The organism is Paraliobacillus sp. PM-2 (genome assembly GCF_001368815.1).
GTDB lineage: Bacteria > Bacillota > Bacilli > Bacillales > Amphibacillaceae > Paraliobacillus.
Genome location: NZ_CTEI01000001.1, coordinates 711,933 through 723,824 on the forward strand (window position 1 = coordinate 711,933; position 11,892 = coordinate 723,824).

The 11,892-nt window shown below is 32.9% G+C and carries 16 protein-coding genes and 1 pseudogene; 10 read left to right on the top strand and 7 right to left on the bottom strand.

The annotated features are described in order from the left end of the window. Positions 1-9: 9 nt before the first annotated feature. The 3 genes from fliS to BN1058_RS03175 are packed head-to-tail and all read left to right on the top strand — an operon-like array spanning position 10 to position 1,156. Positions 10-411, top strand: coding sequence for a flagellar export chaperone FliS (gene fliS / locus BN1058_RS03165; RefSeq protein WP_090852749.1), 402 nt, complete (start codon positions 10-12; stop codon positions 409-411). Continuing rightward, the gene (locus BN1058_RS03170; protein ID WP_090852752.1) at positions 411-764 is read left to right on the top strand and encodes a flagellar protein FliT; all 354 of its coding nucleotides are present in this window, start codon (positions 411-413) and stop codon (positions 762-764) included. The genes fliS and BN1058_RS03170 overlap by 1 nt, the downstream gene beginning before the upstream one ends. A gap of 8 nt (positions 765-772) precedes the next feature. Continuing rightward, entirely contained in the window at positions 773-1,156 is a 384-nt protein-coding gene (locus BN1058_RS03175; protein ID WP_090852755.1) for a DUF8042 domain-containing protein, read from the top strand. A 66-nt stretch (positions 1,157-1,222) separates the two neighbouring features. Here BN1058_RS03175 and BN1058_RS03180 read toward each other — a convergent pair whose 3' ends face one another. Together BN1058_RS03180 and BN1058_RS03185 are read right to left on the bottom strand one after the other, a co-directional pair. Next, entirely contained in the window at positions 1,223-1,504 is a 282-nt protein-coding gene (locus tag BN1058_RS03180) for a DUF4190 domain-containing protein (protein ID WP_176694431.1), read from the bottom strand. Positions 1,505-1,625: 121 nt separating this feature from the next. Then, a complete protein-coding gene (locus BN1058_RS03185; RefSeq protein WP_090852760.1) occupies positions 1,626-1,913 on the bottom strand; it encodes a DUF4190 domain-containing protein in 288 nt (95 codons plus the stop codon). A 305-nt stretch (positions 1,914-2,218) separates the two neighbouring features. Between BN1058_RS03185 and raiA the strand changes: the two genes are divergently transcribed. After that, entirely contained in the window at positions 2,219-2,770 is a 552-nt protein-coding gene (gene raiA / locus BN1058_RS03190; protein ID WP_090852763.1) for a ribosome hibernation-promoting factor, HPF/YfiA family, read from the top strand. Positions 2,771-2,994: 224 nt separating this feature from the next. Here the strand turns inward: raiA and BN1058_RS03195 are convergent, their stop codons facing one another. After that, positions 2,995-3,972, bottom strand: a complete 978-nt coding sequence (locus tag BN1058_RS03195; protein ID WP_090852765.1) for a nuclease-related domain-containing protein — start codon at positions 3,970-3,972, stop codon at positions 2,995-2,997. A 181-nt stretch (positions 3,973-4,153) separates the two neighbouring features. After that, on the bottom strand, positions 4,154-4,540 hold the full coding sequence (locus BN1058_RS03200) for a non-homologous end-joining DNA ligase LigD (protein ID WP_090852769.1): 387 nt from the start codon (positions 4,538-4,540) through the stop codon (positions 4,154-4,156). Between BN1058_RS03200 and BN1058_RS03205 the strand changes: the two genes are divergently transcribed. Together BN1058_RS03205 and BN1058_RS03210 are read left to right on the top strand one after the other, a co-directional pair. Next, entirely contained in the window at positions 4,539-4,718 is a 180-nt protein-coding gene (locus tag BN1058_RS03205) for a hypothetical protein (RefSeq protein WP_090852772.1), read from the top strand. The two genes, BN1058_RS03200 and BN1058_RS03205, sit on opposite strands and share 2 nt — an antisense overlap. 546 nt (positions 4,719-5,264) lie before the next feature. After that, positions 5,265-5,906, top strand: a pseudogene (locus tag BN1058_RS03210) (DNA/RNA non-specific endonuclease); the annotation flags it as partial. Positions 5,907-6,139: 233 nt separating this feature from the next. Here the strand turns inward: BN1058_RS03210 and BN1058_RS03215 are convergent. Continuing rightward, positions 6,140-7,072: a hypothetical protein gene (locus BN1058_RS03215; protein WP_090852775.1), complete on the bottom strand. Its 933-nt coding sequence runs from the start codon at positions 7,070-7,072 to the stop codon at positions 6,140-6,142. A gap of 271 nt (positions 7,073-7,343) precedes the next feature. Here BN1058_RS03215 and BN1058_RS03220 point away from each other — a divergent pair, with 271 nt between their 5' ends. Then, entirely contained in the window at positions 7,344-7,808 is a 465-nt protein-coding gene (locus BN1058_RS03220) for a hypothetical protein (RefSeq protein ID WP_090852778.1), read from the top strand. A gap of 134 nt (positions 7,809-7,942) precedes the next feature. Here the strand turns inward: BN1058_RS03220 and BN1058_RS03225 are convergent, their stop codons facing one another. Then, positions 7,943-8,821, bottom strand: a complete 879-nt coding sequence (locus BN1058_RS03225; protein ID WP_090852781.1) for a helix-turn-helix domain-containing protein — start codon at positions 8,819-8,821, stop codon at positions 7,943-7,945. A gap of 188 nt (positions 8,822-9,009) precedes the next feature. On the opposite strand from BN1058_RS03225, the gene BN1058_RS14270 reads away from it, so the two are divergent. The 3 genes from BN1058_RS14270 (at position 9,010) to BN1058_RS03235 (ending at position 10,315) form a co-directional block, all read left to right on the top strand. Next, on the top strand, positions 9,010-9,150 hold the full coding sequence (locus BN1058_RS14270) for a hypothetical protein (RefSeq protein WP_176694432.1): 141 nt from the start codon (positions 9,010-9,012) through the stop codon (positions 9,148-9,150). Between the two features lie 174 nt (positions 9,151-9,324). Then, complete coding sequence (locus tag BN1058_RS03230) at positions 9,325-9,930, top strand: C40 family peptidase (RefSeq protein WP_090852783.1); 606 nt, start codon at positions 9,325-9,327, stop codon at positions 9,928-9,930. Between the two features lie 76 nt (positions 9,931-10,006). Further along, complete coding sequence (locus tag BN1058_RS03235) at positions 10,007-10,315, top strand: hypothetical protein (RefSeq protein WP_090852786.1); 309 nt, start codon at positions 10,007-10,009, stop codon at positions 10,313-10,315. A 790-nt stretch (positions 10,316-11,105) separates the two neighbouring features. Here BN1058_RS03235 and BN1058_RS03240 read toward each other — a convergent pair. Further along, a complete protein-coding gene (locus BN1058_RS03240) occupies positions 11,106-11,882 on the bottom strand; it encodes a non-homologous end-joining DNA ligase LigD (protein WP_141652107.1) in 777 nt (258 codons plus the stop codon). Positions 11,883-11,892: the final 10 nt, after the last annotated feature.

An 11,892-nucleotide genomic window follows, 5' to 3' on the forward strand; every position in this document is an offset into this window, starting at 1 on the left:
TTGGTAAGGATGACTTATCAACAATATCAGCAAGCATATAAGAATAATTCTGTTAATACAGCTTCACCTGGTGAATTAACGTTAATGCTGTACAATGGCTGTTTAAAATTTATTAAATATGCTAAAAAGGGAATCGAAGAGAATAATTATGAATTTAAAAATACAAATATCCAGAAAGCACAAAACATTATACGTGAATTAATGGTGACATTAGATCCTAAGGCGGATATTACGGATCAATTAATGCCGTTATATGATTATATTATTCGTATTTTAATGGAAGCAAATATTGAAAATAGGGTTGATCTATTAGATGAAGCCTATGACCTTGTACAAGAATTTCGTGATACATGGAAAGAAGTTTTAAAGCAAACGCGCAAACAAAGTTACGGTCAAGGTGCTCAAGTCTAATGGAACGTATGCAACAGTTATACCGTTTGACGGTTGAATTACTTCAAGTCGTTGATCAAGCAACAAAAGTTAAAAATAGAGAAGAAGAAATGAAAAAAGTGACAGATTTACTAGATCAACGAGAAATACTCTTACAAACAATTAAACACCCGTACACGGAAGAAGAATTAGCTATTGGTAAAAAAATTCTTCCGATGGAGCAAGAAATCGGGCAAAAAATGCAGGCGCTATTTACTCATTTAAAAATAGATATGCGTACAGTAAAAAAGCAAAAGACAACAAATCAGAAATATTCAAATCCATATAAGAATTTGGCGAGTTTTGATGGAACATTCTTAGACAAAAGGAAATAGGTGATGATTTGGTACAATTGAGGGAAGCAGACTATCAGCTGTTACATGAGTATAAGGAAATGCTACTTGTGATAGAAGAAGGTTTTACTTATGTAACAACAAATTTGCGAGAAGAAGCACCGCCGCAAGTACAAGACGTATTTAATGATCTATTAGCAGCATTTCAACGAATTAACACAACACATACTACATTATCAAAGTGTTTTGAAGAAGACGAAGAGTTAGATAGGCTATTGGATGATTACAAAGTGCTTATTACTAACTTAACTGGCTGGTTTGAAATGCATACAAATGTGAAGAAGAAAGAATTACTCGACAAACAAATCATTCCGCAGTTTGTGCAATGGAGAGATAACATGCTAACTTTTATTGAACCATATACGATCCAATAAAGTAGGAAGTGGTTTTCTTACGAATAAAAAGCTCTAACTACATGTATTTGTAATTAGAGCTTTTATTTACATAGTAAAAAAGGCTAAACCAAGGATAGTAAATAAAATCATTAATCCATAAAGTGCGATAGCAATAATCCCGGTTGTAAGCCCAGCAACAGCCATTCCACGACCGCCAAGTTGATGTTGCTTCACTTCTTTAAAAGCTTTGTTAGCTAAAACAATAGCGATAATCCCTAGAATAAAACCAATCCAAGGTACAAGAATAGACAAGATACCTAGAACCATAGAAGCGATTGCTTTTCCACTTGTCTGTGGTGCTTGTTGGAATTGTTGTGGCTCTTCCATAATATACATCCTTTCTATCTCACACGTATTTTACAGTATACCCTTTTAATGGAAACGTGTGTGCTTTAATTTATTTTAAAAAAGAACAAACACTAACATGGATGTTAGCGTTTGTTTATTCTTAATAATACATGCCATTAAAAGTAGCTATGCCAATAATAAATAATAATAGCATAAGGCCATAAATAGCAGTTCCAACAATACCAGTTGTCAATCCTGCTACCGCCATGCCGCGTCCGCCTAGCTGATAGTGAGCAATTTCTTTAAAAGCTTTATTTGCTAAAACAATAGCAATAATACCTAAGACAAATCCAATCCAAGGAATAATAATAGATAAGATACCTAAAACCAAAGAGGCAATTGCTTTTCCACTAGCCTGAGGTGTTGAATTGAAATGTTGTTCTTCCATGAAAACGCCCTTTCTGCAGTAAATATTTTATTCATACCAAGTAATTATTTAGCAATGTACTTACAAATAAAACATAGTCTAAACAAATTCATTTTTTTATTATAACATGTCATTCTTATGTCTATGAATTATAAAATAATTATTTTATCTGCTAAACGTTTAAAAATGTTGGTATGATTGTGTTTTGCTATGAATAAGATTTAACATACATTAGTTATCTATAATTTCGACAAAATTTTTATGTGTTTAAGCAGGAATAAGTACGGGTATTATAGAAATATAGATATAGAAAGGAGGACACTTTTATGAAATATAACATTCGAGGAGAAAATGTTGAGGTTACAGGGGCGATAAAACAATACATCGAGAAAAAAGTAAGTAAGCTAGAACGCTATTTTGATACACCCCCAACATCAGATGTCAATGTAAATTTAAGTGTCTATAATGAGGAGCAACAAATTGAAATAACAATTCCGATGACAAATCTATTACTACGCGCGGAGGAGCAACATGCGGATTTATATGCCGCAATTGATTTAGTAGTAGATAAATTAGAAAGACAGATTCGAAAATATAAAACAAAAGTAAACCGCAAAGCACGTCAACAAGGTGCACCTAAACATATTTTTGCGGAAATGGAAAAAGAAGCAATTCGAGAAAATGAAGAGGACGAGGACAACTTTGAAATTGTAAGAACCAAGCGTTTTGATTTAAAACCAATGGATTCAGAAGAAGCAATTTTACAGATGGACATGTTAGGACATACTTTTTACGTATTTACAAACGCTGAGTCTGGTGACACAAACGTTGTGTACCGTCGCCGCGATGGAAAATACGGTTTGATTGAACCAAGTTAATACATGAATAAAAAGTAGAAGGGTTCCGTTTTGAAACGGAACCTTTTTTATGGAAAGAATGGGTGAATGATTTTTTTGTCAAAAAATCGATCATCGACGACCTTTGGAGATGATCGGCGCTCAAGCAAAAATATCGGCGCTCAAGCAAAAATATCGGCGCTCAAGCAAAAATATCGGCGCTCAAGCAAAAATATCGGCGCTCAAGCAAAAATATCAGCGCTCATTCAAAAATATCGGCGCTCATGTCGCACTAATTCCTTCAAATGATATTCTCTAGCTTTATTTTCACCACGATACTCGAGCTTTAATCCAGTTAGTATTCTCTTAACGGTAGAGGGCGACTGGATGACCAAAAAACGCCTTGCTTCTTCATTCTTTATCGATTCTTTAAATAGCAGTGCATACTCCACGAGTGCTTGTTTATGTGCCATTTTATCCTTTCCCCCGCAGCTTGGACATAGCCATGTTCGCTTCTCGCGCTTCATCATATCTTTTTTACAGATTGTACACCAAACACCGTTACGAATGTGGTGATTTGGTAAAGAATACTTTTCATGTAAATGTAATCGATAGTCGGTGTGATGACTATTTAAAAAATCCGCTAATTTTTTTAGCTCTGCATGCGTGTATTTGTTCTGTTTAACTTGTTTGGTAAGTTGCCTTATATGATTTGGAAGTTGTTCACTTGTGATGATGTTATTATACGATTGGTTAAATTGAAGAATTACTCTTGGATGGGTAAAACAAATGATAGGATGTATAGGAACTTCTGGAAACCCGTGTTGGCGGAGAAAATGTTTCAAATGGAGCATTTGCTCATTAATTTGAAGTTGGGGATTTTGAAATGTTTCACTGATTCCGTCAACAGAACGAATCATTTGTCCAGCTTGATTAAATGTAATACTTCCTTTCATGTTTTTTGCTTCAATAACATAATGTGCGTTGGGTGTTAATAAAAGTGCATCAAGTTGAAATGCGTTATTCGCTGCAGGGAGTCGGAGGCCATATAGTAGAATAGATTCAGAGATTTCAATTAAATGAAAAAAATAATTCAGACTTAATTCACCTTGATAACCAGATTGTTCTTTCCTCAATATATCAGACAAAAATACATGTTGTTCATTTTTTAAAGATAATCTTGGAAGAAGTGCTTCTAATTGCAACAATTTTAAAGGCTTTTTTACTGGTCTGCCTATTTGCATGTATCTACCTCTTTTCTTATTTGAAGATAGCTTTAGTATACATTTTTTGTAAGAGGTAGACAAGACACTGGTGATAAAGATATAACCCCCATCCGAAGCTAATTAATCCCTCAAACAGTAAATAGCCGTTGATCTTAAAGCATATTTAATTGAATGATCTTCACATCAGGCTATTAACCGACTATTCAATCAATTTCTTCACTTGTTCAATTGGTTGTTTGTGACGTGCTTCATGGTATGCTGAAAAAGGACAGCCATTGTTCCAAACACGTTCTAAAACATTTTCTATCGTAAATAAATCTGGTGATAAATTGTTTGTTAGTTCCTCCCAGAACAGAGGAGTAGCAACAGTAGCTTGCTCCGTTTTCCGTGGGGAGTAGGGAGCAATTAAAGTTTTATTTTGACCATGTTGTACGTAATCAAGATAAAGCCGTTTCTTTCTATTTTTCTTTAATCGTTCGGTTGTAAACAAGTCTGGATATTTTCCCTCTAGCAATTGAGCAATTACCTTTGTAAATGCACCTGTTTCTTCACATGTGGTTTTTGTTTTTGAAGATGAGAATTCCATGATGACACAACCTTTACCTGATAGATCAATACAGGGTGAGGATGCAATACCATTCGTTTATGTTACGCACATGGACCAAGACAGTGACTTCTTTTTTACTCATTACCAAGATACTTCGTTTAAGAATCGGTATAAGGAAGTTGATTATGAAGAGGAGTTAAATAGAATGGCTGACTAATATAGTCATTTTGTAATTCACATACGTCATATTTTGAATCTTTTGTGAAGGAAGATTCTTAAATTTCAAGGTAGAAAAATGGAAGAGAAAGTATATCATTAGATGTGGTCAACGGTGCCATCTGCTGCAGAAGATTGATGGCAACTTAAGTATCCAGTAACTTACTATACTTGTTCTTTTTTAATTTTAAGTCTATTACTCCACCTCTTAGTTTAGCGTAAATTTCGATGCAAGAAGATAATTCATCATATCGGTGTGACCGCTTGATAGAATGCAACACTTCCCTTTTTTATGGACGAGGGTATGATGATCTTAACAGGCATTCAATCACTGTTTGTCTTTGCGTTATCGATGCTCATGAAAAATGTATACTTACTAATAATTATATACATTAACGAAGTTGTACTTGCTGCACTAACGGGGTAGAAGATGGGGTAAATTTGATGATGTCCGTAAAGTAATTGGAAGTATCAATAGGTTAACCTATGTTAGCATTCTGATATTTTTAGAATGAACAATATGAAACTATTATAGGAGAGTCTTAAAATGAAAAAGAAAATGAACTATTTAATCTTACTTGTAACGACCATTTTTATAGTGGGTTGTACCAACGTAGAAGATACATCCAATACAGATGGAGAAACAGCTCCACAAGAAGAAACCACATCTAATACAAATGAAAATAGTGAAAAGGAAGAAGATGCCACTACAGTTGTTGATGAACCAGTAGTAGAGGAAACACCAACCGAAACAAATGATGACCTGATTTCAGGATACGAACTAATAGAGCTAGATGGTGGTGATTTAAGCGGGGATCGAGAATCAGGTGTTGTAGTAGACGTAGGGTATGGTGACAGGGAGTACTGGGCATTCACTAATGAGTATGGTCAGTTAGTGAGAGTCGTTGCTGAAGAAATTATTCTGCAAGACGATAGTACAGAAGCAGTCCTATCAACTGGTAGATACTTCTCTGACGAAGCTAAAGTTCCAGGTGTCGAAAGTGATATATTAGATGAGGGTCATGTTATTGCTGACTCTTTAGGAGGGGTATCAAATGCTTATAATATTACACCTCAAGAAAATACACTTAACCGACATGGTGACCAAGCGTACATGGAGAATGCGATACGTAAGGCAGGTGGTGCAACTAATTTTGAAGCAGTCATTTCTTACTCGAATACGGAAACCGTAATCATAGGTCATATCGTCCAATACGAAACGTGAAAGAAAAGATAAATATTAAAATAATCAGTCTAGAAAGTAGAAGATCAACACAGCAACTTGAATTACTTATATAGCAATGAATGCTAAACAAAAAACAGGTTGCTTATTCTACAAGGAAATAGCCAACCTGTTTTGTTTACATGTTCTTTCTAATAATTTTTATTAAACCTAGCAACTAGGTATTAGGACTGGCTGTCTTAATAGTTGGCTATATAAACATTATAAGCAGCAGCATTACACAATTGATCCCACGAACGAGAATCGCCTGTTGTGCGTAAGTCAATCCATTCGGTCGTTGAATTTTCGCGATTGTGATTTGTAATTTCTGCATCCACATCTGTTTGTTCCGTTACTATTCCTAATTCACCTTGAGAATAGCCTCTTAGAGAATATTCTCTAAAACGGGCATATGCAGAACCATCAATCAACTCCGTAATTGAATCGCCTAAAATTGCACTACCCAAAGCTGATACTATAATTCCAACACCTAAGCTAGATGTTACCAAACCAAATAATGCACCTACTATAACTGATACCTTAGTCCCTGTATCAAATTCAATATTATGAGTGTTTCCGTAGGTAGTGGAAGTAATTTCACCATATAAGTAACCATACTCGCCTATACCTGAATTATAGTTGCTATTAAGTAAATCTGATCCTCCCCCAGGATCAACATAATAATTTGGTGAAATTAAATTCATATCATTGTTCTCATCTAAATTATCATCTGTTTTTTTGCTCGACTCAGTAGTAACATAATCTGATACATTGGATTCCGTTACTTCATTATTTGAAATTGTAACCATTTTACCAGAGTTCTTATATTTCGTTGTTTTACTTGTTTCTTCCCCATTTAGGAATGTGGTAACCTCGACAGTATCTTCTTTTTCTACAATTTCAACATCAAGTGGATTTTCGCTATCAGCATTCATTTCATAGTCATAGACATTTTCACCTTCATTATTCTTATATTCTTTTTGTAATTCTAATTCTAAGTTCTTTGGCACATTATCTTCTAAAGAATTCGCGCTAACAGTGAAAGGATGTAATGAAGTAGATAATGTACCTACTACTAGCAATAACGTTAATCCAAATACTTTAAAATTTTTTCTAAAATTAATAGTTTGCATTGTTATTCAACTCCTTTTTTATTTGGTTTTAAACTATCACAAAGTTGGAAATACAAAAACAAAGATTAATAGTAATAGAACTTAATAGATTAGATATATATAGAATCCCCTACTAAAAACTTAACTAATTGAGGAAATTATGCAATTATGCATAAAAAGGAATTAATGTATATAGTCTATTGTTTTATTAAAACCCTTCTGTTACCATTCTTAATATATGGGATGAGCCAGTGTCTTAAGAGAGAATTTTCTAATTTGGAGGGAGATAGATGTGAAAAAAATATTTTTTATTCTTACTGTTACTACTATCTTAGAAATGGTTTTGTTGTTTAGTGTTGGTAATGATTATGAAAACGTCAATAACAATATTGGCTACCTTTTGGCTCTAATTATAGCGTTATTTCTAACACTCTATAACCTTTTCAATTTTAAGAATGTAAAAAAGAAGTTAAAACTAACAAATTTATTTCTAACTACTATTATTGTGTTACTAATCCCTATACTTTTCTTTTTTACTTTACCTGATTTCACCTATACAGAAGCAAAAGAATTAGTTGAAAAAGAGGAGAATGTTCAAGTCATAAATAATGAAGATAATAGGGTTCCTGATACCAGAATTGAAGGTCCGAATGAACAAAGGCATTATATAATACATGCGAAGAATGATGAGGAAATAGTACGATTTATTTTCAATCCTTATGATGGTTCATATCGAACAATTATTTTTGAGGATTAAGATTGCAAACCATTTTCACAAAATGGTTAAACCTTTGTTTAACAAATACAATCTAATTTTTTATTTTACATAAAAATCCTCCATTTCATCTTGGAGGATTTATTAACTGCATGTGAAGTATTTGACGCTTACCTTTATAGTTCTCCTTTAGCTTTGTAATGATCTATCTCCATTTTGGTTTTTTCTGCAAGTTTTTTAAAACCCTGTAAGTTAAAGATGCTATGGGCTTGTTCCCAATACTCAATTCCATCATCTCTCCCCAATATAATACAGTTTCTTCCAAATTGATAATGGAATTCGCCAAATAAAAAAAGAGTTTCATTTTTTTTGCACTTATTAATTCCTTTTAAACAAACTTTGTTAGAATCATTTGCTTGATTTAGGTCAGTTAATACTTTGGCATAGTTATAGAATAATTTTAATTCAATTCTAGGGTTGATAAGATCTTCATCATTACGTGAAACTATATCTATAGCTTGTTTTATGTATTTTTTTGCGTTTTCCAGATCTTTATCAAACCTATACATAATCCCAAGACTGTTCAATATATTTATATCAAGTTCAGAATAAAGTGAGTTATTCACTTCAGACGATAGGTTTGTTTTTAGTGTATTTATAGCTAATTCAGCGTTTTGTAACTTGTGATATTGAACTATACCTTTATGCCACATTAAATATTTTTTATTTTCCCCAGAATTAAACAGTGTATTGTTTTCTTCAATTCTTACTAAATCATATATTGCATCATAATCTCTATTACGTCTTGCAATATCTAGTTGATCTTTAACCTCTTTAATATAATTATAAGTTAGTGTTGTATTCTCGCCTAAAAGATACTCAATATCTACCATTAATTTTTGACTCAATTTCAATAGAATATATGAAGAAGGGATAAATTCATTATTTTCAATTCTACTAATAACGGACTGATCACATATATTATAAGAAAGTGCATGTTGAGACAGCCCTAGCTTCTTTCTATAGTGTTTTATCTTATGACCCAATTGATCCATAATCACACTTCCCTATACATATTATTAATTCTTATTAGCTTTGTATTATGCACAAATGCATAAAAATAGTAAAAAAAACAGATATTTATAAGTATATTAATCTATTTTATGATAGCACACAATTACTTCTTATAATTCAATTTTACAAGATTTATCAAAATGTACATAATGCGATTAAAGGAGCTGAAATGATGATAAAAAAAATTATAATCACACTTACAGTTGCATTATCTATAGTAAGTATAAGTTCAGATGTAATTGTAAAAAGCAAGGACGGAAATGTTTCTTCTAGTCCAGTAACTACATATGATTTACCTGAACAGCATTAAGCAAGTGCTAAGAGATTGAAAACAAAGGACTTATGGGGAGTTGCATAGGTATGTAGTATTTGACACTTACTAATTTAATTATTTCTCTAAAAAAGGTTTAAGCTTTTTTCTTAATCTAGTCAACTGGAAATATATCATTTTATGGTAATTTTAAAAATAATGGAGGGTTTGTTTGTGAAAGAAAATTTTGTTTTATATACAAGGAAATTAGTATTAGCGTTTGCTTTTTCGATTATATTTTTATTAATTGGTACACAAAGTGTCTTTGCCTCTGACATAAGTACAAACGTAGTAGTAGATCCAGGTGGTGGTATGCCGGTTTATCAAGGTACCAGTACCGCAGCAAAGTCTGGTGATATTCTATATACTAATAAATTAACAACCACTTGGTTTACTGGTCATGTTGCTATAGTTGCACCTGACGGATATGTGTATCACACTCCTGGTGCAGGAAATCCTGGAATTAAAAAAATGTCTGTTTATGATTTCATTACTACATATGATGATGTACAGGTTTGGAGAGCAAAGTCTAGCACAAGAGGACAAAATGCAGGTTTTAAAGCTCAATCATTATATGGTAGTTACCGATATGCTGATTATAGTGTTTATACTACTTTGACAGGAGATTTCTATGATCAGTATTGTACTAAATTTGTTTGGCAATCTTACTACTATGGTGCTAATACTAATTTAGATAGTTTATCATTAACAAAGCTTACCGTACCTCCGCATTGGATACTAGACGGATATTATTTAACAAAAATCCACGGTGGTTTATAAGAAACAGAAAAAAGTTTGCAATATTAAGTAACAAGAGGGATACTTATAAATAAGGTTTCAATTCGGAGGTAATTTAATGAAGAAATTAATAATTTGTATCCTATTATTAATTATAACAGTAACTTCAATTGTTTTTATTTCTTCAAGCGATGTACTGTTTCATGATAAAGAGTATCACCAAGAGATTGTCAAAAAAGTTAAGACAAAAATCACAGAAAAATATCCCAATAAAGAAATTATAGAAATTGAACCTGTATTTATGGATAAATTAAAAGGAAAAGATAAGAAATATCAAGTAGCGGTTAAATATGCTGAAAGTAATGAATGGTTTGTTTCTTATTATTTAAAGGATGGAGACTTAATCAAATCTCATTCTTTTAAGTAAAAGATTATATATTAAAAACAGAAAAGTATAATAACCATCTCGAATATGAGGTGGTTTTTTGCTACTATATAAATTCGCAGAACTTGCTTGGTCTTGAACAAAGGTTATGGTCTTTCATTTAAAAAGACAAAGTAAAAATGCGAAGGTCTAGTACCGAAAGCTAGATAAACACGCCTAATTGATGTGTTACTTAGCACGGCTTTTAGTAGATACATAACATCAGTAACTACACTCATACTACCCAACTATCACAGTTTCTACTCCAAATCGATTCGCACTTTTCTGGCTCTGTTTTAAATATACAGAACAATTATTTTTATTATTATCACATAATAAAATTTGATAAAAAATACAGTGAATTCATTAACATATACACGTTGTATCAACGATGAACTATCACTTTTGACTCAAACTATCACACTTTCGGTTCTTAACGATCGCTAACAGCTGTAGAAAACCAGATAGGGGTAACCCCAATCTGGTTAACCCTCTTAGTAATACAAATAATTATAAAGGCCTTTACCTTGCCATTTTCGTTATTAACTATCACACTTTCGACTCCAAATTGATTCGCACTTTTTTGGCTCTGTTTTCTAACTATCTAATATTACATATTATAAGTAAATACCCCGGTTCAATCATTGCATCGGGGGGGAATCCACGTTCTTGTGTGTCAATCATTTAATCGCCCATCTGTCATAATTTCTTTCCTAACTATCACACTTTCGGTCCCAACTATCACAGTTTCGGTGTCTACATATATATATTTCTTCTTTAACTATCACACTTTCTACTCCGATACATCTATCAAAATCTTGGCTCTGTAACATGATAAGTGTATAAATGCTGATAAACTTCCTACTGTAATCGGTATATGCACTTGCAGTCCTTTGCTTCCAGATGTTTTTACAAATGAAATAAGTCCTAATTGATCAAACAATGCTTTTAACAATTGTGCCGCATAAACGGATGTGCTGAAAGCGTCGATACTTGGTGGATCGAGATCAAATACAATTTCATTAGGAAGTTTTTGATCAATATACTGAAAAGGAATGTGATACTCGATCGTTCCATGATTCGCAAGCCAGATTAATCCTTCCACCGAATGACAATGAATGATTGTTCCATTCCCAGTAATAAACGAAGGAGCATAATCTGGGGCGTTTTTTTGGAAAAAAGCCTCGGCATCAACACCATCTGGACAACGGATAATGGTTAACGCCCGGTGTTGTAAAAAAGGGAGCATGTAGGGTGCGATCAAACGAATATAGCGAAGTAGATCTACTTTTTCTAGTCTTGGTTTGGACCATAAACGTTTATGCCGATTGGTTAAATCAACAGTGTGAGGAATCATCACTATGTCTAATTGACTTTTTTCATACGTACATGCTTCAGGTTTTATATCGAAGCGGAATTGACTGAACATTGGCTCACGTAGTGCATCATCTAATACTCCTAAACAATGAATATCGACACATATTGCTGGTGGAAGTAACACAATATCTTTTTCCTTTTTTCCATTTTCTTTAACAAATTGAAGCAGTATGTCAGATTGTTGATCAGTCATTCCATGTTTC